General features: G+C 57.4%; 20 protein-coding genes. 8 read left to right on the top strand and 12 right to left on the bottom strand.

What is annotated here, in order from left to right; genetic code table 11:
• Positions 1 to 7: 7 nt before the first annotated feature.
• The gene (locus tag ACQZ51_RS04535; protein WP_448775490.1) at positions 8 to 337 is read left to right on the top strand and encodes a type II toxin-antitoxin system RelE/ParE family toxin; all 330 of its coding nucleotides are present in this window, start codon (positions 8 to 10) and stop codon (positions 335 to 337) included.
• Positions 334 to 615 carry a helix-turn-helix domain-containing protein gene (locus ACQZ51_RS04530; RefSeq protein ID WP_448775489.1) on the top strand — a complete coding sequence of 94 codons (282 nt, stop codon included), beginning with the start codon at positions 334 to 336 and terminating at the stop codon, positions 613 to 615. Before ACQZ51_RS04535 ends, ACQZ51_RS04530 begins: the two co-directional genes overlap by 4 nt.
• Positions 616 to 646: 31 nt before the next feature.
• Here the strand turns inward: ACQZ51_RS04530 and ACQZ51_RS04525 are convergent, their stop codons facing one another.
• From ACQZ51_RS04525 to ACQZ51_RS04485, 9 genes are all read right to left on the bottom strand, one after another.
• The gene (locus tag ACQZ51_RS04525; protein ID WP_448775488.1) at positions 647 to 1,555 is read right to left on the bottom strand and encodes a homocysteine S-methyltransferase family protein; all 909 of its coding nucleotides are present in this window, start codon (positions 1,553 to 1,555) and stop codon (positions 647 to 649) included.
• A 19-nt stretch (positions 1,556 to 1,574) separates the two neighbouring features.
• Complete coding sequence (locus ACQZ51_RS04520) at positions 1,575 to 2,264, bottom strand: ABC transporter permease (RefSeq protein WP_042618469.1); 690 nt, start codon at positions 2,262 to 2,264, stop codon at positions 1,575 to 1,577.
• A gap of 9 nt (positions 2,265 to 2,273) precedes the next feature.
• Positions 2,274 to 2,996 (bottom strand): ABC transporter permease, encoded by a 723-nt coding sequence (locus ACQZ51_RS04515; RefSeq protein ID WP_113092410.1) that lies wholly within the window; start codon positions 2,994 to 2,996, stop codon positions 2,274 to 2,276.
• Between the two features lie 17 nt (positions 2,997 to 3,013).
• Positions 3,014 to 3,787 (bottom strand): transporter substrate-binding domain-containing protein, encoded by a 774-nt coding sequence (locus ACQZ51_RS04510; protein WP_448775485.1) that lies wholly within the window; start codon positions 3,785 to 3,787, stop codon positions 3,014 to 3,016.
• A 32-nt stretch (positions 3,788 to 3,819) separates the two neighbouring features.
• On the bottom strand, positions 3,820 to 4,599 hold the full coding sequence (locus ACQZ51_RS04505) for an ABC transporter ATP-binding protein (RefSeq protein WP_448775483.1): 780 nt from the start codon (positions 4,597 to 4,599) through the stop codon (positions 3,820 to 3,822).
• Positions 4,600 to 4,771: 172 nt separating this feature from the next.
• Positions 4,772 to 5,611: an undecaprenyl-diphosphate phosphatase gene (locus ACQZ51_RS04500; RefSeq protein ID WP_448775481.1), complete on the bottom strand. Its 840-nt coding sequence runs from the start codon at positions 5,609 to 5,611 to the stop codon at positions 4,772 to 4,774.
• A gap of 85 nt (positions 5,612 to 5,696) precedes the next feature.
• A complete protein-coding gene (locus ACQZ51_RS04495; RefSeq protein WP_448775479.1) occupies positions 5,697 to 7,100 on the bottom strand; it encodes a coniferyl aldehyde dehydrogenase in 1,404 nt (467 codons plus the stop codon).
• Between the two features lie 3 nt (positions 7,101 to 7,103).
• Positions 7,104 to 7,841 carry a pentapeptide repeat-containing protein gene (locus ACQZ51_RS04490; RefSeq protein WP_448775478.1) on the bottom strand — a complete coding sequence of 246 codons (738 nt, stop codon included), beginning with the start codon at positions 7,839 to 7,841 and terminating at the stop codon, positions 7,104 to 7,106.
• A gap of 205 nt (positions 7,842 to 8,046) precedes the next feature.
• The gene (locus tag ACQZ51_RS04485) at positions 8,047 to 9,711 is read right to left on the bottom strand and encodes an electron transfer flavoprotein-ubiquinone oxidoreductase (RefSeq protein WP_448775476.1); all 1,665 of its coding nucleotides are present in this window, start codon (positions 9,709 to 9,711) and stop codon (positions 8,047 to 8,049) included.
• A gap of 358 nt (positions 9,712 to 10,069) precedes the next feature.
• On the opposite strand from ACQZ51_RS04485, the gene ACQZ51_RS04480 reads away from it, so the two are divergent.
• Positions 10,070 to 10,858 carry an SDR family oxidoreductase gene (locus ACQZ51_RS04480; RefSeq protein ID WP_448775474.1) on the top strand — a complete coding sequence of 263 codons (789 nt, stop codon included), beginning with the start codon at positions 10,070 to 10,072 and terminating at the stop codon, positions 10,856 to 10,858.
• Positions 10,859 to 10,928: 70 nt separating this feature from the next.
• The gene (locus ACQZ51_RS04475) at positions 10,929 to 11,132 is read left to right on the top strand and encodes a hypothetical protein (RefSeq protein WP_448775473.1); all 204 of its coding nucleotides are present in this window, start codon (positions 10,929 to 10,931) and stop codon (positions 11,130 to 11,132) included.
• Between the two features lies 1 nt (position 11,133).
• On the opposite strand, the gene blaOXA is transcribed toward ACQZ51_RS04475, so the two are convergent.
• Positions 11,134 to 11,925: a class D beta-lactamase gene (gene blaOXA / locus ACQZ51_RS04470; RefSeq protein ID WP_448775781.1), complete on the bottom strand. Its 792-nt coding sequence runs from the start codon at positions 11,923 to 11,925 to the stop codon at positions 11,134 to 11,136.
• Positions 11,926 to 12,183: 258 nt separating this feature from the next.
• Between blaOXA and ACQZ51_RS04465 the strand changes: the two genes are divergently transcribed.
• From ACQZ51_RS04465 to ACQZ51_RS04455, 3 genes are all read left to right on the top strand, one after another.
• Entirely contained in the window at positions 12,184 to 13,476 is a 1,293-nt protein-coding gene (locus tag ACQZ51_RS04465) for an Hsp70 family protein (protein WP_448775472.1), read from the top strand.
• A 45-nt stretch (positions 13,477 to 13,521) separates the two neighbouring features.
• Positions 13,522 to 14,415: a uracil-DNA glycosylase gene (locus tag ACQZ51_RS04460; RefSeq protein ID WP_448775471.1), complete on the top strand. Its 894-nt coding sequence runs from the start codon at positions 13,522 to 13,524 to the stop codon at positions 14,413 to 14,415.
• 150 nt (positions 14,416 to 14,565) lie between these two features.
• Positions 14,566 to 14,754: a hypothetical protein gene (locus tag ACQZ51_RS04455; protein WP_448775470.1), complete on the top strand. Its 189-nt coding sequence runs from the start codon at positions 14,566 to 14,568 to the stop codon at positions 14,752 to 14,754.
• Positions 14,755 to 14,882: 128 nt separating this feature from the next.
• On the opposite strand, the gene ACQZ51_RS04450 is transcribed toward ACQZ51_RS04455, so the two are convergent.
• Together ACQZ51_RS04450 and ACQZ51_RS04445 are read right to left on the bottom strand one after the other, a co-directional pair.
• Positions 14,883 to 15,740: a hypothetical protein gene (locus tag ACQZ51_RS04450; RefSeq protein ID WP_448775469.1), complete on the bottom strand. Its 858-nt coding sequence runs from the start codon at positions 15,738 to 15,740 to the stop codon at positions 14,883 to 14,885.
• A 337-nt stretch (positions 15,741 to 16,077) separates the two neighbouring features.
• Positions 16,078 to 17,016, bottom strand: coding sequence for a DMT family transporter (locus tag ACQZ51_RS04445; RefSeq protein WP_448775468.1), 939 nt, complete (start codon positions 17,014 to 17,016; stop codon positions 16,078 to 16,080).
• 489 nt (positions 17,017 to 17,505) lie between these two features.
• On the opposite strand from ACQZ51_RS04445, the gene pepN reads away from it, so the two are divergent.
• Positions 17,506 to 20,154, top strand: coding sequence for an aminopeptidase N (pepN, locus tag ACQZ51_RS04440; protein ID WP_448775466.1), 2,649 nt, complete (start codon positions 17,506 to 17,508; stop codon positions 20,152 to 20,154).
• The last annotated feature ends 53 nt before the right edge of the window (positions 20,155 to 20,207 follow it).

Below are 20,207 nucleotides of genomic sequence, written 5' to 3'. Positions count from 1 at the left end.
TCATGATATGAAGACGATCAGGTTTCGTGGCAGCGCTCTGGGTAATCTACGTTCGTTTCCTGAAACGGCGCGCCGTGAAGCTGGCTATCAGTTGGACAAAGTCCAGCATGAGCAGATGCCTGCCGATTGGAAGCCGATGGCAACCATCGGAAAGGGTGTTCAGGAAATACGGATAAGAGATGAAAGCGGTGCGTTTCGGGTGATCTATGTCGCCAAATTCAGCGACGCGATCTACGTCCTACATTGCTTTCAAAAGAAGACGCAAAAGACCAGCAAGGCAGATATCGATCTTGCGACGAAACGCTACGACGATCTGGTGAAGGAATTAGGCCGATGAGCAACGAAGCTTTCGACAGCATTTGGGATGCCATCGAAGACACGACCGCAGAAGCGGAAAACATGAAGCTGCGCTCCACGCTGATGATGGCACTCGAGCGGCACATAAAAGCCAAGGGATGGACGCAAAGTGAAGCGGCACGCACACTTGGCGTCACCCAGCCACGTATATCTGACCTGTTACGTGGAAAGATCAACCTGTTCGGGCTTGATACCCTGGTCAATATGATAGCGGCCGCTGGACTTCATGTTGAAATGCGGGTCTTGGACGCTGCGTGAGCAAAACCATCTCAAGCAGCGCCCCATCAAGTCACCGCGCCCGAAGAGCGCCCGCAACCGTGTGAATATGCGCTGCCCCAATTCCGCAGCAGCCGCCGATCATGGTGGCACCGGCTTCTGCCCAAGAGCAGGCGAAGCGGGAATAGGCGTCGTCGGTCAGGTCGGCGCGGGTGTCGTGCAGGCCTTCATTGGCGGCTGCGTCGCCCTGTTCGCCCTCAAAGGCGTTGGCGTAGACGCCGATTTCGATGGAGACGCCCTTGTCCTTGAAGACGGATGCGGCTGTCTCGACTGCGGCTTTCATGACTTCCGGTTTGCTGCAATTGAAGAGCAGTGCCGCAGCGCCAGAGCCTGCGGCCCATTCAGCTGCCGCGCGCACTGATTCGCCAGAGCGAAGCTGCGGTTCGTTGCCGTCAACCTGCGCGGCGTCGTCGTTCAGAGTGAAAGAAACCCAGAAGGGCTTAGCTGTGTCAGTCACGGCTTCGCGTACCGCGTCACCTTCTGCAATCAGGCTCAGCGTTTCGCCAAGCCACACATCGACATGGGGAGCGAGATTTTCGACGAGAACCTTGAGGTAATCCTGCACTCGTGACGCGTCGAAATTCTGCGGTTCGTAGGAGCCGAAGATCGGCGGCAGGCCACCGGCGACGGTTACCATGCGGCCTGAAGCATCTGCCGCTTCGCGGGCAAGCTTGCCGGACAGCGCAATCAGCGATGCGCCTTCTTTTTGGAAGCGCTCCTCACCAATGTGAAACGGCACCAGCGCGTAGGAATTGGTGGTGACAACATCGGCACCGGCCTCGATGAACTCCGCATGGACCTGCCGCACAATGTCAGGCGTGTCGATCAGCGCCAGGGCAGACCATTCCGGCTGTTTCAGCTGCGCGCCCAGCCGTTGCAATTCGCGGCTCATGCCGCCGTCGAGAATACGGATATCGCCCATGTGAAAACTCCTTGGATTATTATCGCCGCTGCGGCACCTGCGCTTCGACAAAGCCGAAACAGCGCACAATGATGGCGGTGAGGATGAGATAGAAAACGGTAACGACCAGCAGCGGCTCATAGACCAGCAGCGTATCCTGTCGTACTTTATAAGCCACAGCATAGAGATCCATGACGGTAACGGTGAAGGCAAGCGGCGTGGCTTTCAACTGCATGACCACTTCACCCGCAATCGTCGGAAGGGCAATGCGGATGGCACGGGGCAGCCAGATGCGACGGATGAGCGTAAATCTGCCCATGCCGAACGCCCTGCCCGCCTCCAGTTCCCCCTTCGGCACAGCCAGCAGCGCGCCGCGCAACACCTCGGCCTCATAGGCCGCGTAGTTCAGGGTAAAGCTGACGGCGGCGAAGAAGAAGCCTTCGCGCAACACCGGCCACATGAAGCTCTGGCGCAAGCCGGGTATCATGGGTAGCAGCGAGCCGACGCCGTAATAGAGCAGCCAGAGCTGGATGAGCAGCGGTGTGCCTCGAAAAAACGTGCAATAGCCGCGCGCCAGCATCCGCGTCAGCCTGCCACCGCTGACCTGCGCAAACGCCAGCCCGATGGCGAGGATGAACCCAATGCTGACGGAAATCACCAGCAGCGCCACCGTCTGATAAGCGCCAGAAAGCAGCAGCGGCCAGTATTTTTCGATCCAGGAGAATTCCATCACGTCTCCTCAGGCCAGCGCCGGTTGGCCGCGCCGCACCCGGCGCTCGATCAATGAAAAGACGAGGTTGGAAACCAGCGTGATTGCCAGATACATCAGCGCAGCTGCGGCGAAGAATAGGAAATATTGCTTGGTGCTGGCGCCTGCCAGCCGCGTGGCCAGCGCCAGTTCCTGATAACCGACAACGGCCACCAGCGCGCTGTCTTTCGTCACCGCCAGCCACAGATTGGACAGTCCCGGCAAGGCATTCGGCACCAGCGCTGGCACCACAACACGGCGGAAGCGCAGAAAGGGCGACATCCCAAAGGCACGCGCCGCTTCGATCTGCCCGGCCGGAATGGCAAGAATGGCGCCGCGCAGAACCTCGGTCATATAGGCACCCTGCACAAAACCCAGAACGGCGATGGCGGCGGCGAAACCGTTGATTTCAAGCGGAGGCATTCCGGCCCATTGCAGCAGCCGGTTCAGGCCATCCGTTCCGGCATAATAGAGCCCGACAATCAGAATGAGTTCCGGCACGGCCCGGATCATCGTCGTATAGAAACTGAGCACCATGCCCAGCGGCCTGTTGCCGGACAGCTTGCCCAGCGCACCGGCCATGCCAATGAGGATGCCGATGAGATAGGCACCAGCGGAAATGGCAAGCGTGGAAACGGCACCCTTCAACAGCGTGCCACCCCATCCCGGAGGATAGGGCGACAGAAGTTGAACCATGGTTTCAATGCTTGCCATCAACGCAACCGATCAGCTTACTTCGCGCCGTAAATGTCGAAGGCGAAGTATTTCTTGGTGATCTCATCATATTTGCCGCTGGCGCGAACGGCAGCAAGCGCGGCATTCAGCTTCTGCTTCAGCTCGGTATCGTCCTGGCGAAGGCCGCCGGATACGCCCAGACCCAGGATTTCCTTGTCGTCAGCCACATTGCCAGCATCCGCGCAGCAATCCTTGCCCGCATCGCTTTTCACGAATGCATCGAGAACGAGGGAATCACCAAAGACGTAATCGATACGACCAGCTGCCAGATCCTGGAAGGCTTCGTCCAGTGTCTGGTAGGTCTTTTCGTCTGCCACATCCTTGAAATACTTGGCATAATAGGCGGACTGGATGGTCGAGACCTGAATGCCGATGGTCTTGCCCTTCACGTCTTCAGCGGTCGCGCCCGGCTTGCCGTCCTTGGCACCGATCAGCTTGCTTGGCGTGTTGTAATATTTGTCGGTGAAGGTGATGACCTTCTGACGTTCCTGCGTGTTGGACATGGAAGACCAGATCACGTCAAACTTCTTGGCCTCGAGTGCTGGAATGAGGCCATCCCAGGACAGTTCGACGATGGAGCATTTTTCCTTCATTTCCGCGCAGACGGCGTCCATAAGGTCGATTTCCCAGCCCTGCCACTTACCGGAAGCATCCTTGGCGAAGAATGGCGGGTAGGATTCGTTCATGATGCCGAAGCGCACATCGGCGCTGGCCGTGAAGGCAGAAAGCGCAAATGCCGATCCGGCGAGCAGCGTAGCGAACAATTTCATCTTAAATTTCTCCTGTTGGAATATCGAAAACATCAATTGGCGATGGCGCCGGTAAAATCTCTGGTGCGCGTGCTGGTCGGGTTGCCAAAGACCTGCTCAGGCGCGCCCTCTTCTTCCACGCGGCCCTGATGCAGGAACATGACGTGGCTGGAGACATCGCGGGCAAAGCGCATCTCATGCGTGACCAGAAGCATGGTGCGGCCCTCTTCGGCCAGATCGCGGATAACCTTCAGCACCTCGCCCACCAGTTCCGGGTCAAGCGCCGAAGTCGGCTCGTCAAACAGCATCACGGCTGGCTCTACGCACAGTGCCCGCGCAATGGCGGCCCGCTGTTGCTGCCCACCGGAAAGAAAGGCGGGGTAAACATCCTTCTTGTCGTAAAGCCCGACCTTGTTGAGCAGCGCTTCGGCCTTCTCAATCGCATCCTGCCGCTTCACGCCCATCACATGCACAGGCGCTTCGATGATGTTTTCCAGCACCGTGCGATGAGCCCAGAGATTGAAATTCTGAAACACCATGCCAAGCCCGGTGCGCAACCGCTCCACCTGCCGCCAGCTTTTCGGCACGGCCTTGCCATCACGGCCAATGCGGACCGCGACCTCTTCACCATTGACCGTGACGCGGCCACGGTCGGGCATTTCGAGAAAGTTGATGCAGCGCAGAAACGTGCTCTTGCCGGAACCGGAGGAACCAATGATCGAAATGACGTCGCCCTTGCGGGCTTTGAGCGAAATGCCTTTCAGAACCTCATTGGTACCGAAGCTCTTGTGGATATCGTCCACATCAAGCGCGTAACCGCCTTCAATGCTCATCAATGGGTCCCGACTGTCCTGATTTCGGATGATACTTACAGAAGCACAAGAAATTTGCCGCGCAATAAACGGCTCTATTGCACATCTGTCATGAAAAATCATTCCGAGGAAAAGATTTCAAGAAAAATCGGCGTCTGCCGAATTTACACCGGCAGGCCTATTGAAACCGAGATTACGCAGTGGCGCTGATAACGCCCGTGCCCAGCAGCACGAGAAGCACGACGCCCAGCCCCACGCGGTACCAGACGAATGGCATGTAGCTCTTGGTCGATACCAGTTTCAGGAAGAAGACGATGACGGCATAACCGACGAAGAAGGAGATGACCGTCGCAAGTGCCGTTGGGCCCCAGCCCACTGGGTTATCCTTCCCGATGCTCTTGAAAAGCTGGTAGAAACCAGAGCCGAAGACTGCGGGAATGGCCAGCAGGAAGGAATAGCGGGCAGCAGCCTCACGCGTGTAACCCAGAAACAAGCCAGCGGTGATGGTGCCGCCGGAACGGGACACACCGGGAATAAGTGCCATGGCCTGGGCAAAGCCAAAAATAACGGCATCACGCCAGATCAGCTTCTTGATCGGGTACTTCTTCTGGCCAATCTTGTCGGCATAGCCGAGAATGAAGCCGAAGACGATGAGCATGACGGCGGTGATGTAAAGGTTGCGCAGCGAGTGCTCGATGGCATCCTTGAACACCAGTCCAAGCAGCACAATCGGCACCGAACCGACGATGATCATCCAGCCCATGCGCGCATCTGCGGGATCGAAACTGCCGCCGATCCGCAGGTTCTGGCGCAGCCAGGCATTGGCAATGCGCATGATATCAGACCAGAAATAGACCAGAACGGCCAGCTCGGTACCAATCTGGATGATGGCCGTAAAGGCTGCACCCGGATCGATGCCGGAGGGAAGAAATTCGCCCGCAATGCGCAGATGGGCGCTGGAGGAAATGGGCAGGAACTCCGTGAGTCCCTGAATGAAACCGAGAATCGCCGCCTCGATCCAACCAATTGTCATGCTTGTGCGTCCCTGACTAAATATCCCTGGACGCGACGTTATGAAGCAATCCGGGCAGTTCCATGTTGCAATGCAAAATAATTCTTTAGCGCAATAAAAAGGCCAGTGCCCAATCTGTAAGACGCCCGAACGGCGCGCGCAACAGGCTTGGCAGGCTCCATCTGCCTTGAACGAAAATACCCTTGGCATGGCTCATGCGGCGAAAACCCTCGATGCCATGATAAGCGCCGATGCCGCTCGCCCCGACGCCGCCGAAAGGCAGGTCATCCTGCGCAACATGCAGCATGGTGTTGTTGATGCCGGCATTGCCGGAGGTGGTGCGCGCCAGCACTGTGCGGCAGGCTTCGCCGTTGGCATCACCAAACATGTAAAGCGCCAGAGGCCGTGGCCTGGCATTGATGGTGGTAATCACCGCGTTGATGTCGCGATAGGTGAGCACCGGCAGGATCGGCCCGAAAATTTCCTCCTGCATCACCATCATGTCGTCACTGACATCAAACACCAGATGCGGCGCCAGCACGCGCGTTCGGTTGGTAGGCGAAGACACAGGCATGCGGCCCACCTCGACAACCCGCCCACCCTTCTGCCGCGCATCATCCAGCAATGCATTCAGCCGTGCAAAATGCCGGTCGTTGATAACGGACGCATAATCGCGGCTCATCGCCCCCTGTGGATAGGATTTTGCCACGGCGCGCTGAAAGGCGTCGGTGAAGGCAGAGACATCATCCTCATGGACGAAGAGATAATCTGGCGCGACGCAGGTTTGGCCCGCATTGGTCAGCTTTCCGAACACGATGGAGCCTGCATGCGCGTCCGTCACATGGCCTTTCTCGATGATGGCGGGGCTTTTTCCGCCCAGTTCCAGCGTCACCGGCACAAGGTTCTCACTGGCAGCTTTCATCACGCTGCGGCCAACCTGCGTGCTGCCGGTAAACAGCAGATGGTCAAAGGCGAGCGCACTGAAATCAGCGCCCGTCTGCGCATCACCCAGTATGACTGCGACCTTGTCTTCCGGAAAGATGCTGGCCAGCATCTCCTTCATCAAAAGGCTGGTGCGCGGTGTCAGCTCGGACGGTTTCAGCATGGCGCGGTTTCCGGCAGCCAGCGCCGTTGCGAGTGGCACGATGGCCAGCAGAAACGGATAATTCCACGGGGACAAGATGCCGATAACGCCGAGCGGTTGATACTCGACATAGGCGCGGCCAAGCTGGAACGTCAGCGGCACATGGCGGCGCTCCGGGCGCATGAAGCGCTTGAGATTGTGGGCGAGATAATCGATGGCCTGCACGGCGCCGAAGACCTCAGTCAGCGCCGTTTCGCGTGGCGAGCGTCCGTCGAAATCCGCGTCTACACCGTGCTCGATATCGCGCCTTCGGGCGATAATCGCAGCCCTCAATGCCTTCAGATCAATCCTTCGTGCCTCAGGGCTCGGCGGTGCATCGCGCAAAAAGGCTGCTCGTTGCAGGGACAAGACATCGCCAGCGCCCATCCTTTAGTCCTCGTCGGGATCTTCCGGGCAGGGCCACTCGGCCGGTGCCGTCAGGCCCTGGGGCAATTTGGTCTTGGCATCACCGCAGGCAATGTCGATCTGTTTCTGTTCAAGGCCAGTCGCTGTGGAAAGGTCCAGGCCCTCGATGCGGGCCAGAAGAAGGAAAGCATTGGCGAAATCGATGGGGCCGGTGAAGGTTGCGCCCTCAAAGCGGGAGCGTGAGAGATTGGACATGGTGAACTTCGTACCCGTCAGCTCCGCGCCCTCAAAATCCGCACGACCCAGTTCCGCCTTGCTGAAATCGGCCCCGACCAGCTTTGCCTTCTGAAAATTGGCACGCTGCATTTCCGCGCTATAGAATTTGGCATTCTCCGCATTCGCATCACTGAAATCACCGCGATAGGCTTCCACCTTGGTGAAATTGCCATCCTGCAACTGCGAAGATGCCAGAGATGTACGGATGAGCTTGGCCTTTTCAAGATTGGCCTTCTTGAAGGACGAGCCGCGGAGATCGGTGAAGGTGAAGTCGGTTGCGCGCAGATCCGCGCCATCCAGAACACTTCCACCCAGCATGAGGAGCCGCTTGTTGCACTTGCTCCAGTCGATTTCCGCAGATGCCTCGGCACGGCAGCTTGCAGCCTCGCTCTTCCGTGTCGGCATGGCCACCACGGCCAAAAGTGCGAACGCCGTGCCGCAAATCAGCCTTCCAGTGCGTTCAGTAAGACGTCTGTCGATAGTCATAACCTGCTCCCACATCCGGACCGCCGGATATCTCACGCAGCGCAAGCGCTGCACTCCTGTAGTAAGGCACCAGAGCGACTTCTGCAATTCTGTCCTCAATGGCATTCAAGAGACCGTCGCGCTTGCCAAACGCTCCTCCCCTCCAGCAGTGCGCAGTATACCCTGACAATCTTGCCAGAAAGTGAGTGGCAGGTCCGCTGGTCCCTTACATATTCGCGTAAACAGGCCCCTCGCCGCCCTGAGGTGGCACCCAGTTGATGTTCTGGTTCGGGTCCTTGATATCGCAGGTTTTGCAATGCACGCAGTTTTGCGCATTGATGACGTAGGTCGGCTCGCCGTCCTTCTCCACCCATTCGTAGACACCGGCGGGACAGTAGCGCGTGGAAGGCCCGGCATAGACGTCATGCTCGGAGCGCTTCTGCAGCGCCATGTCCTTCACCTGAAGGTGCACCGGCTGGTCTTCTTCATGGTTGGTGGATGAGATGAAGACCGAGGACAGGCGGTCGAAGGTCAGCACGCCATCGGGCTTGGGATAAGCAATAGGCTTGTGTTTGGCCGCAGGCTCAAGGCTTTCCGCATCGCTCTTGCCATGTTTCAGCGTGCCGAAAATGGAGAAGCCGAACAGCTGGTTGGTCCACATATCCAGCCCGCCGAGACCCACGCCAATAGCCGTGCCGAACTTTGACCACAGCGGCTTGACGTTGCGAACGCGCTTCAGATCCTTGCCGATATCGGTCGAGCGCCATTCGTTCTCGATCTCGATAACCTCATCATTGGCGCGACCGGCGGCCAGTGCATCGGCAATCTTATCCGCTGCGAGCATGCCGGAAAGCACCGCATTGTGGCTGCCCTTGATGCGCGGCACATTGACGAGGCCCGCTGAACAGCCGATCAGCGCGCCGCCAGGGAAGGTCAGCTTCGGCACGGACTGATATCCGCCCTCGGTGATGGCGCGTGCGCCATAGGAAAGCCGCTTGCCGCCCTCGAACGTATCGCGGATGGCCGGATGCGTCTTGTATCGCTGGAATTCTTCGAACGGATAGAGATAGGGGTTCTTGTAGTTCAGGTGCACAACGAAGCCGACGGCAACAAGATTGTCTTCCAGATGGTAGAGGAAAGAACCGCCACCCGTCTTCATGCCCAGCGGCCAGCCGAAGGAATGCTGAACCAGACCTGGACGATGCTTTTCCGGCGCAACCTGCCAGAGTTCCTTGATGCCGATACCGTATTTCTGGACATCACTGTCCTTTGAAAGTTCAAAGCGGTTGATGAGCTGCTTGGCGAGCGATCCACGCACGCCCTCGCCGATCAGCACATATTTGCCGTGCAGCTCCATGCCGCGTGTGAAGGCGGGGCCGGGCTCGCCGTTGCGCTCCACGCCCATATCGCCGGTCGCCACGCCTCTCACCGCACCCGCCTCGTTATAAAGGACTTCGGTTGCCGCAAAGCCGGGATAGATTTCCACGCCCAGCGCCTCGGCTTTTTCGGCCAGCCAGCGACAGACCAGACCGAGCGAGACGATGTAATTGCCGTGATTGCTCATCAAAGGTGGCATCAGTGCATTCGGAAGGCGGATGGAACCGGCAGGACCGAGCAGCAGGAACTGGTCGTCCGTCACTTCGGTCTTGAACGGATGCCCCTCCTCTTCCCGCCAACCCGGCAGAAGACGGTCGATGCCGGTAGGATCAACAACGGCACCGGAAAGAATATGCGCGCCCACTTCCGCACCTTTTTCCAACACAACAACGGAGAGATCAGGATTGACCTGCTTCAGCCGTATCGCGGCAGAGAGACCGGCAGGGCCTGCACCAACGATAACAACATCGAATTCCATCGATTCGCGTTCCGGCAGTTCCATCGTCTCAGTCATCGTGTCCTCATCCGTTAACCGGTCCCGTCCGGTTCTGTTTTGCCAACGCGCCCGCCGATACGGAGTTCCAATCGCGACGCGCGCCGTCTTTCCCAAGCATTGTGTTCAACTCTCTTGGCAAAGCAAAGAGCCATTGTCGAGGTGAACCACATCAAATACCGCTTTGAGATCGTATCATGGTCTGCCGCAACGCCGATATCTTACTTTTACGTTCACGTAATACAGTAATATCGCAGCTTCGGTATGCTGGTCAAGCTTGCCATATGGGGGCCTCACCCCACGAAAAGAGTCTAGCCCTCTTTCAAATCCGTTCGATCCCCACCTATAACGGTCAAAAGCATCTGGAAGGAGAAGACCTATGGATCTCGGCATTTCCGAAAAACGCGCCCTCGTGCTCGCATCATCGCGCGGCCTTGGCTTGGGTATTGCAACGGCATTGGCAAAGGAAGGCGCGCATGTGCTGCTGGTTGGCCGCAGCGAAGACAAGCTGGCGGCCAATGCGGATGCCATCAATGCCCTAGGCAAAGGCAAGGCGGATTGGGTTCGCGGCGATCTTTCACAGAGCGATTTCGTCGCCTCCATGGTTCAGGCCGTCAAAGAAAAGCTGGGCGGCATTGATATTCTCGTCAACAACACCGGTGGCCCTACTCCGGGCACGGCGCAGGATATGACCATCGACAAGCTGGAAACCTTTTTCCAATCCATGGTGCTGCGCGTCATCACGCTGACAGGCGCGTTTCTGCCGCAGATGAAGGAACAAGGCTGGGGTCGCATTCTGACCGTCGCATCTTCAGGCGTCTTCGAGCCCATTCCCAATCTGGCGCTGTCCAACACATTGCGCGGGGCGCTGGTGGGCTGGAACAAGACGCTGGCAGCGGAAATCGCCGCTTCTGGCATCACCGCCAACCTGCTGTTGCCCGGCCGCATCCACACGGACCGCATCGATGAACTGGATGGCGCAAACGCGACCAGACTGGGAAAAACCGTTGAAGAGGTGCGCGAAGCATCGCTGAAAACCATTCCCGCCGGACGCCTCGGAAAGGTCGAGGAATTCGCCGCAGCCGGTGCATTCCTCTGCTCTGAGCCCGCCAGCTACATCACCGGCACGATGCTGCGCGTGGATGGCGGCGCGTCGAAATCCATCTGATAGACATAACCGTAGCTATTGAAACATCTTCGGGCTAGGCTCCGAAGATGTCATCTATTTGAGGTCCACCATGAAGGTAGTTCGGGTTTCGCTGATTGTGCTCGGCGCGTTGCTGGCGCTCATCGGACTGGTGTGGATTGGGCAGGGCAGCGGGTACTTCCCCTACCCTGCCTCCAGCTTCATGATCGATCAACGCCCCTGGATGCTGCGCGGTGCGCTGGTCGCCGCCGTCGGGCTGGCCGTGATCTTTGCCGCACGGCGTTTTGCCCGCTGAGCTATTTCACGAGCTTCGGCAGCTGCGTAATCAATGCATCCCGCGTGGCGAAGCTGATCGGCTCTTCGCTTGTCCAATCGCGGATGTTCAGCGTGGCAAATACCACGCGGCGGTCGCCCTTGTCGGCCCAGCCAACGAACCAGCCAAGCCAGTCGTTGCCATCGAACTCGCCCGCTTCGGTGCGCATGCGGCCCGCTCCGGTCTTGCCGTGGACCCGCCAGCCCTCGGCCGCCTCAAAGGTCGGAATAATGGCCACCGTCTTTTCGTGAGCAGCCTTGGAAACTGGCAGTTTTCCATTCACGAAGCGTCGCAGAAAATCGACCTGTTCCTCGGGTGATATCTTCAGCGAAGACATCAGCCAGGATTGCGTCAACCCGTCGGCCTTGCCCTTCGCGCCGGTCACATCGGCGTTGCCATAATCAAAACGTTTCACGTAGTCGGCAAACTTCTGCTGTCCAAGCTTGCGCGTAAGTTCCCGCGAGTACCACAGCACAGAGTCCTTTTCCCATATGGTCGGATCCACGGATTTCTGATCGCGCTTGGGACTTTTCCATTCGGGCTTATAGTCCCATCGCGGCGTCGTGGCGTCGGTCAAGATCCCCGCATCATAACCCATCACAGCCAATGGAAGCTTGAAACTGGATTGCGGGGCAAATGCCTTGTCGCAGGTTCCGTCCCGGTGAAGCGTCTCGCCGCTTGCTGCGTCAACAACCACGGTGCATTGCACCGGTTGCGCTGCCTTGACCGATGTTGCGTAGAAACCGGAGAGCGTGATGGCGGCACCAAATGCCAATGCCGTCAGTGTGTTTGAGATCACTGTGATCCTCCCTGAGCGTCGATAGAATGCGAATTCCCCCGCCGCGATAGGCAGAAAACGAATGGCATTATTGCGGCGGATGGGGAGAAAACAACGTTCACGCGCTTGCCAATCACATTTGCCTGTGCGATCACGCGCCCTCTTCAAAACAGGCGGACGCTTCGGCATCCCGTTCACAACCGCATGCCTCCGGGCCCGCGGCGAAACCATCTTTGATCTTAGGAAACACGCGCCATGGCAAGAACACTCGGGCTCGATTTCGGCACGACCAATACGGTCATGGCCATGTCGGACAGCGGCAACACCAGCCACTCCATGCGCTTTACCAGCAGTGCAGGCACAACTGACAGCATGCGCACGGCGCTTTCCTTCATGAAGTCAGGCACGTTCGGTGCATCTGCCCTTCAGGTGGAAGCAGGCCACGCCGCCATCCGTCAGTTCATCGACAACCCCGGCGATTGCCGCTTCCTGCAATCCATCAAGACGTTTGCCGCCTCATCGCTGTTTCAGGGAACGCTGGTCTACGCCAAGCGCCAGAGCTTCGAAGACCTGATGGAAGTGTTCCTGCGCAAGCTCAAGACCTATGCAGGAGACGAATGGCGCGATGATATCCAGACCGTTGTTGCAGGCCGTCCGGTGCGCTTTGCGGGCTCCAACCCGGATGAAGAGCTTGCCATTGCGCGTTACAACGATGCGCTAACCCGCGCCGGTTTTCCTGAAATTCACTACGTCTATGAGCCAGTTGCCGCGGCCTATTACTTTGCGCAGAGCCTCAAGAAAGACGCCAATGTTCTCGTTGCCGACTTCGGCGGCGGCACCACCGACTATTCGCTCATCCGTTTCGAAACCCATGCCGGCAAGCTGTCTGCCACCCCCATCGGACATTCCGGCGTTGGCGTGGCGGGAGACCATTTCGACTTCCGCATGATCGACAATCTCGTCTCGCCTGAGATCGGCAAGGGCAGCAAGTTCAAAAGCTTCGACAAGGTGCTGGATGTTCCCAACGGTTATTATGTGAATTTCGGGCGCTGGAACCAGCTCTCCATCTTCAAGACCTCGAAGGAATTCACAGATCTGAAATCGCTCGTGCGGTCTGCTCTCGAGCCTGAAAAGCTGGAAATGTTCATCGATCTCGTCGATCATGATGAAGGGTATCCGCTCTATCAGGCCATTTCCGCAACCAAGATGGCATTGTCTTCGCAGGAGGAAGCCGAGTTCAACTTCTCGCCGCTCGGCAAGGCTGGCCGCAAGATGGTCAAGCGGTCCGATTTCGACCAGTGGATCGTTGATGACCTCGCTAAGATCGAGGGCGCGCTGGACGAAGTGCTGGAAAAGACCAACACGGCACCAGACGCCATCGACAAGGTGTTCCTCACCGGCGGCACATCATTCGTGCCAGCCGTGCGGCAGTTGTTTACCCGCCGTTTCGATGCGGACAGGATTGAAACTGGCGGAGAACTGCTCTCCATCGCCCACGGCCTCGCAATGATTGGCGAAAGTGGCGATATTGAACGCTGGACAGCGTGATATCAGGGGTTACGCGGGCTGGGCACATAGGGTAATTCTAGACCCATGATCTCGGCCCAAGACCTTTCCCCGGCAGAACTGGCCGCGCTTCTGCATTTTCATGCGGATGCGGGCGTTGACTGGCTGTTGGAAGACACAGCGCTGGATCGTTTCGCAGAATTTGCAGCGACCCGCCAAAGCCGCGCACCGGCCAGAGAGGCCGCGCCGCGCCAGAGCGAGGCTGCGTCAAGCGCCCCCTCGCGAACCAGCCCGCAACGGGCCACGCAATCTGCGCCCGCCCGCAGCGGCGCCGCAGTTCAAGCACCGTCCGCACAGACAAATGTCGCGATGCCAGATGAACAGGCAATCGCTGCGGCACGTTTTGCCGCAGAAACCGCGCGTTCTCTGCCCGAGCTGAAATCGGCACTGGAAAGCTTCAATGGCTGCAATCTGAAGAACAGTGCCCGCAACACGATTTTTGCCGAAGGCGACCCGTCCTCCGGCATTATGGTGATTGGCCCCATGCCGGATGCTGATGATGACCGCGAGGGCCACCCCTTCATGGGCAAGACCGGCACGCTGCTCGATCGTATGCTCGCTGCAATCGGTCTGGACCGCGCCAATCTGCTGTTGACCAATGTCGTGCCGTGGCGCCCGCCTGGCAACCGCCCGCCATCTGGCCCTGAAATGGAAATATGCCGCCCATTCATCGAGCGTCAGGTTGCTCTCGCTGAGCCAAAAGTGCTGTTGCTTCTCGGCAACTTCACAGCACGTTTTTTCTTTGGCAGCACGGGCACCATTCATTCGCTGCGCGGACAGTGGCGAGATGTCGCATGTGGACCCGGCGTCGTGCCGGCAATCGCAACTTTGCACCCGCAGGAGCTTTTGAACGCTCCAGCCAGCAAGTCATTGGCATGGCAGGACTTATTGACGTTCCAAGCGCATCTGCGCCAAATGTGAATGCTTCCTTTTTGATCAGTATGAATCATTTGTGAAGAAAGCCATGCAAATTACGCATGACAGCGGCCCATTTGCGTTTCTTGCCGAATCTCTGCTGCGCTGCAATAAGTCATCTCGTCTTGGGAGGAAAAGGTTTAAGGAACCAAGGCAATGACCACTCGCTTCCGTCCGGTTCACTCCGGCTTCGAAACTCTCAGGCTTGCAGGCATCGGCCCGCGCTCCAGCGAAGGCTACCACCGCTTTGGTGGAACCAACGAACAGCTGACAGCCCGCGCATCCGCACAGCAGGTTCGCACAACACGTCCATCGGCTGTATTCGCAGACTTCCGCGAACGCTGAAATAACTCTCTTCAGGTTCACCTGTGACGGAAGTATAGCTATGACGCTTTGCAGCGCCTTTCCGATGGAGAGGCGCTTTTGCGTTTCTGCTTCTATGGAACGAAGGGCCAGGCCAAGCTTGAGCGCGCCTATGGGGCGCTATCAGCGCAATGGTCCAGCGCATCGGCAAAAGCATTGTTCACATAGACGAACTTGATGGCCTGCCAGTTGCAGTATTCGTCCAGAAAATCGCGCGAGAACCACATCCCGCTTCGAAGGCTGTCATCGTGCCAGCCCATGGTGCCCTGCTCGGCCGCCTTGTTGAGCAGGCGCTGCAAATGCGTGCGCGACATCATGAATTCAGCGGCCAAGGCGCGCGCATCGACATAGCCAATGTCGATGCGATCATTCTGACGGCCAGCGTCTTCGATACGGCTGATGAACTCGTCCATCACAAGCGCGCCCGCCTCGGTCCACAAAAACAGGCCAATGCGCTCGGGCGGATCTACCCATGCCTTGTCGGCAATGCAATTCAACGCGGCAATGGGCTGCGCATAAAGGGCAAGCTCAGGACGCGCCATCATCTGCGCGGCCCGTATTCCCCCATCCATACTATCCAGCGCCGCCAGATTTGCCGCGTACCACATCACCATCGATTGCTCGCTGATGGCCGTCGCCCGGTAGCGTCGAGGACGCGCGGTCAGCGGTGATACGCGTTCGCTATAGCGGTAGATTTCAAGCTGATCGAGATAGTTCTGAACGGTATTGCGGCTGGCGATACCATTATCAGTCACAAGCTCGCGCAACTGCGCCACGGTAAAACCATGCGGCTTGTTGCGAAGGTTGAGCGCCATGCCCGCCTGCGTCATCAACCATTTCTGGTGGGCTGAGAGCAGCCGTGCGATGCGCGGATTATCGTTATAGGCAGCACGCAGATGACGCGCCAATGTGCGGATGGCACCTAGCAATGATGGATGTGCGACCAGCTCGGCATGGGAATATTTCATGACGTCAACCCCGCAGACATCTGCATGGATGACATGGGCAGGAAAGCAGGGCTTGCATAAACAGCATGGCCAGCGCCGCGCGCTCGATAAGAGCCATCACGAAACGCTGATATTGCGCCTATTCCCCTCGCCCATTGCTTGCCGATGCTGTCCGTAGACGACAGGCACGCGCAATCAAGCCCCGTGCATTTTACCCGAAACACGATATGCCACCCGAATTACCTTTACCACCGCTGCGCTGCATAACACATCTACGTGAAGTGTGGGTAAAACTTTGATAAAAATGTAGTATTCCGGCTGTCAACGACAGTGTGCTGAAATTGAGGCAGGCGCCACCTCAACCCTGCGGAGTCGATGCCTTTCTGGCTGCTTTGCGCGCCAGTCCCAATTGATGCTCGCGAAGTATGATGAATATTCCAGCAGACACGACAATCGCGGTCCCCACCAGCATCGTTACCGTCGGGATATCTCCGAACAGAATGTAAGATACGCCGATCCCAAACAGAATTGAGCTGTATTCAAACGGCGCGATGGTCGACACTTCCGCGTGGCGATAGCTTTCGGTCAGCAATATCTGGGCAATGCCACCGGCGATACCCGAGGTTATGAGAAGCATAGTCTGCCACATATCCAGCCATTCCCAGGCAAAAGGCAGGCTGAGTGCCGAAAGCAACGTGCCCGTCAGCGAGAAATAGAGAACGATAGTTGCTGTTTTTTCCGTCACCACCAGCTGGCGGACCTGAACCATGGCAAGGCCTGCGAGAACGGCACCCAGCAAGACTGAAAGCGCACCGATGCCCTCGCCCGCAGCAAAGCCACCTTCCTGCAACAGCGTCAGCTTGGGCCACAGGATGATAATGACACCCGTCATACCCACTAGGACCGCAGACCATCGATAAATGCGCACGGCTTCGCCCAATATCAACGCCGCAAAGACGACTGCCATCAGTGGCGAGGCATAACCAATCGCGATGAACTCCGGCAGCGGTAAAAGCGTCAGTCCGTAAAAGCCGCAGATCATAGAGAGGATGCCCAGAATTCCCCGCTTGAAGTGACCCGCAAGATTGTCGGTGTGGAATGCACTGTGCAGGCTGCGAAGCCACGCCAGATAGATGACAATCGGGACGATGGCGAAGAGAGAGCGGAAAAAGCTGATCTGCCCGGCAGGCACATCCGGCCCAACGGCCTTGATGCAGGTCTGCATGACCAGAAAAAATGCAACGGATATCAGCTTGAAGCTTATTCCCTTGATGGGATTGTATGCGGCGGCACTCATGGGGATCGGCATTCCATGGTTCAGCAGGAGAACCGGTTACATCTCACAGACCACGGATCCAGCCTGCATGTGCCACAGTGAATAACAGAGAATCACTCGCCGTGCAGGCAAACTTGCCACGCGCGGCTCAGAGATGGCATTTTTCCCGCAAGGGCATGCGCAAATGCAACGAGCAACAGCGGTGCAGTGGAAAGCCATGGATCATCGCCATTTGCTGAGGATAATAGAATTGCTAACCAAGCGGATATTTTATGATAATATAATCTAGTCCCGGCGATAATTTCAGTAATCGTTCAACATTTAATGGGATGGTGTGCCAATGCGAGACATGTTCATTGATCATCAATGATCAATTTGTCTTGCGCTACACTACCAAGACATCACGTCTTGCGAATCTCACATGTATGTGACCCATTTTCAGTTCTACTTTCAGGTTACATGCAGCATGAAACCTGAAGCGCGCCAGGCAAGGTTCATTCAGGAATAGTCATGCGAACAGACACAGGCCAAATCGTTCATCTGGCGAATTATCGCCCTACCGATTTCGTTCTCGAACGAGTTGACCTCACCTTCGAACTCGACCCGACACATACCAAGGTTGAAGCGCGGCTGATTTTTCACCGGCGCGAAGGTGCCGACAAGACAGCACCGCTTGTTCTTGACGGTGATGAGCTGACGCTTTCAGGCCTACTGCTGGACCAGATCGACATTGCAGCCACACAATTTGATGTGACGCCGGACAGTCTGACGATCCGCGACCTGCCAGAAGCCGAACCCTTCGAAATCTGTGTGACGAACTACATCAACCCGGAAACCAATACGCAGTTGATGGGCCTTTACCGCACGAATGGTGTGTACTGCACCCAGTGCGAAGCTGAGGGTTTCCGCCGCATTACCTATTTCCCCGATCGCCCGGATGTTCTGGCGCCCTACACCATCACCATTATCGCCGCCAAGGAAGGCAACACCTTCCTGCTGTCGAACGGCAATTTCCTGGGTGGTGGCAATTATGATGAAGGCCGTCACTTTGCGGCATGGTTCGATCCGCACCCCAAGCCCAGCTATCTGTTCGCGCTTGTTGCCGGTGATCTCGGCCTGATCGAAGACACTTTCACAACCATGTCCGGTCGCGAAGTCGCGCTGAAGATCTACGTCGAACACGGCAAGGAGCCGCGTGCGGCTTACGCCATGGATGCGCTGAAACGGTCCATGACATGGGATGAAGAGCACTTCGGTCGTGAGTACGATCTGGATATCTTCATGATCGTCGCCGTGTCTGATTTCAACATGGGCGCCATGGAGAACAAGGGTCTCAACGTCTTCAACGATAAATATGTTCTGGCAGACCCTGAAACCGCGACGGATACCGATTACGCCAATATCGAACGCATCATCGCGCATGAGTATTTCCATAACTGGACAGGCAATCGCATCACCTGCCGCGACTGGTTTCAGCTTTGCCTCAAGGAAGGCCTGACGGTTTATCGCGACCAGGAGTTCTCCTCGGACATGCGCTCGCGCGCCGTCAAGCGCATCGCCGATGTGCGCCACCTCAAGTCGGAACAGTTTCCGGAAGATGGCGGCCCGTTGGCACATCCGCCGCGCCCCGATAAATATCGGGAGATCAACAATTTCTACACGACGACCGTCTATGAGAAGGGTGCCGAAATTACCGGCATGATCGCCACCATTTTAGGTGCAGATGATTTCCGTAAGGGCATGGATCTCTACTTCGAGCGCCACGATGGAGACGCCTCAACCGTTGAGGATTTCATCAAGTGCTTCGCAGATGCAAGCGGTCGCGATCTTGGTCAGTTCTTCCGCTGGTATGTTCAGGCTGGCACGCCGCTTGTCAGCGCGTCCACAGCCTATGACGCCACCTCCGCCACCTTCACGCTCTCGCTTGAACAGACGGTGCCCGCAACGCCGGGCCAGACCAACAAGCAGACCCTGCATATTCCGCTCTCCACTGCGCTGATCCTCGACAACGGCCAGATTGCCGAACCGTCAAAGGTCGAAGGCGGCGAGTACCGCGATGGCGTGCTGCATCTGACTGAACGAAGCCAGACATTCACATTCTCAGGCATTTCTTCCCGGCCCGTGCTGTCCATCAACCGTGGCTTCTCCGCACCCATCAACCTGCATCTGGAACAATCCGCAGAAGACATGGTGCAAATCGCCCGTCACGACACGGATATGTTCTCCCGCTGGCAGGCACTGGCAACGCTGGCCATGCCGAACCTCATCAAGGCAAGCCACGCGATGCGCGATGGTGATGCCGTGGCGTTCGACGCGGCTTTCATTGCGACATTGATTGAAATCGCAGCCGATGAAACGTTGGAGCCAGCATTTCGTGCGCAGGCGCTGACCCTTCCAAGCGAGGCTGACATCGCCCGCGAAATCGGCAGCAACAATGACCCGGAAGCCATCCACAAGGCCCGCAATGCGGCCATGACCGCCATCGCAGAAGCTGGCGTGGAAACATTCACAGCAATCTTCAGCGGCTTGGAAGACAAGGGCGCTTATTCACCCGACGCCACGAGTGCCGGTCGCCGGTCGCTGCGCAATATCGCCATGAGCTATCTGTCCTTCGTTGAAGGCAGCCCTGCCCGCGCCTCTGCGGCATTCACGGCCGCAACGAACATGACCGATCTTGCCTATGCCCTCAGCGTTTTGACGCAACGCTTCCCCGATGCGCCAGAAACAGCCGACGCACTGGCGACATTCGAAACCCGCTTTGCCGACAACGCGCTGGTTCTGGACAAGTGGCTGTCCATTCAGGCTGCCATTCCCGGCGGTGGTGCGCTTGATCGCATCAAGCAACTCACGGGCTCCAAGCATTTCACCAGCACCAACCCAAACCGCGTTCGCTCGCTCATCGGCACCTTCGCCTTTGGAAATCCAACTGGCTTCAACCGTGCAGACGGCGAAGCCTACCGGTTCCTTGCAGAACAGATCGTAACCATAGACAAGCGTAATCCCCAGCTTGCCGCCCGCATCCTCACTTCCATGCGGTCTTGGCGCTCTCTGGAGCCTGTTCGGGCTGATCACGCACGTGATGCACTGACGATCATCGAGCGGTCGACGGCACTGTCCGCAGATGTTCGTGACATCGTTGAACGTGTGTTAAAGGCTTGACTTTGCTGAGTTAGGCGACTTCGCAAAGAGTCGCCTGACCTGCCCCAAAAAAA

Source organism: Agrobacterium sp. CG674 (assembly GCF_053521645.1).
Note: the sequence above shows the minus strand (reverse complement) of the source record. Positions and strands in the feature narration are given on the sequence as shown.

What these genes read in the sequence shown, in the direction of transcription:
- ACQZ51_RS04445 (WP_448775468.1), bottom strand. Translation starts at nt 17,016, where the DNA reads ATGAGTGCCGCCGCATACAATCCCATCAAGGGAATAAGCTTCAAGCTG.
- ACQZ51_RS04535 (WP_448775490.1), top strand. Translation starts at nt 8, where the DNA reads ATGAAGACGATCAGGTTTCGTGGCAGCGCTCTGGGTAATCTACGTTCG.
- ACQZ51_RS04515 (WP_113092410.1), bottom strand. Translation starts at nt 2,996, where the DNA reads ATGGCAAGCATTGAAACCATGGTTCAACTTCTGTCGCCCTATCCTCCG.
- ACQZ51_RS04520 (WP_042618469.1), bottom strand. Translation starts at nt 2,264, where the DNA reads ATGGAATTCTCCTGGATCGAAAAATACTGGCCGCTGCTGCTTTCTGGC.
- ACQZ51_RS04450 (WP_448775469.1), bottom strand. Translation starts at nt 15,740, where the DNA reads ATGAAATATTCCCATGCCGAGCTGGTCGCACATCCATCATTGCTAGGT.
- ACQZ51_RS04480 (WP_448775474.1), top strand. Translation starts at nt 10,070, where the DNA reads ATGGATCTCGGCATTTCCGAAAAACGCGCCCTCGTGCTCGCATCATCG.
- ACQZ51_RS04500 (WP_448775481.1), bottom strand. Translation starts at nt 5,611, where the DNA reads ATGACAATTGGTTGGATCGAGGCGGCGATTCTCGGTTTCATTCAGGGA.
- ACQZ51_RS04505 (WP_448775483.1), bottom strand. Translation starts at nt 4,599, where the DNA reads ATGAGCATTGAAGGCGGTTACGCGCTTGATGTGGACGATATCCACAAG.
- ACQZ51_RS04530 (WP_448775489.1), top strand. Translation starts at nt 334, where the DNA reads ATGAGCAACGAAGCTTTCGACAGCATTTGGGATGCCATCGAAGACACG.
- ACQZ51_RS04495 (WP_448775479.1), bottom strand. Translation starts at nt 7,100, where the DNA reads ATGGGCGCTGGCGATGTCTTGTCCCTGCAACGAGCAGCCTTTTTGCGC.
- ACQZ51_RS04475 (WP_448775473.1), top strand. Translation starts at nt 10,929, where the DNA reads ATGAAGGTAGTTCGGGTTTCGCTGATTGTGCTCGGCGCGTTGCTGGCG.
- ACQZ51_RS04490 (WP_448775478.1), bottom strand. Translation starts at nt 7,841, where the DNA reads ATGACTATCGACAGACGTCTTACTGAACGCACTGGAAGGCTGATTTGC.
- ACQZ51_RS04485 (WP_448775476.1), bottom strand. Translation starts at nt 9,711, where the DNA reads ATGACTGAGACGATGGAACTGCCGGAACGCGAATCGATGGAATTCGAT.
- ACQZ51_RS04460 (WP_448775471.1), top strand. Translation starts at nt 13,522, where the DNA reads ATGATCTCGGCCCAAGACCTTTCCCCGGCAGAACTGGCCGCGCTTCTG.
- ACQZ51_RS04525 (WP_448775488.1), bottom strand. Translation starts at nt 1,555, where the DNA reads ATGGGCGATATCCGTATTCTCGACGGCGGCATGAGCCGCGAATTGCAA.
- ACQZ51_RS04465 (WP_448775472.1), top strand. Translation starts at nt 12,184, where the DNA reads ATGGCAAGAACACTCGGGCTCGATTTCGGCACGACCAATACGGTCATG.
- ACQZ51_RS04510 (WP_448775485.1), bottom strand. Translation starts at nt 3,787, where the DNA reads ATGAAATTGTTCGCTACGCTGCTCGCCGGATCGGCATTTGCGCTTTCT.
- ACQZ51_RS04455 (WP_448775470.1), top strand. Translation starts at nt 14,566, where the DNA reads ATGACCACTCGCTTCCGTCCGGTTCACTCCGGCTTCGAAACTCTCAGG.
- pepN (WP_448775466.1), top strand. Translation starts at nt 17,506, where the DNA reads ATGCGAACAGACACAGGCCAAATCGTTCATCTGGCGAATTATCGCCCT.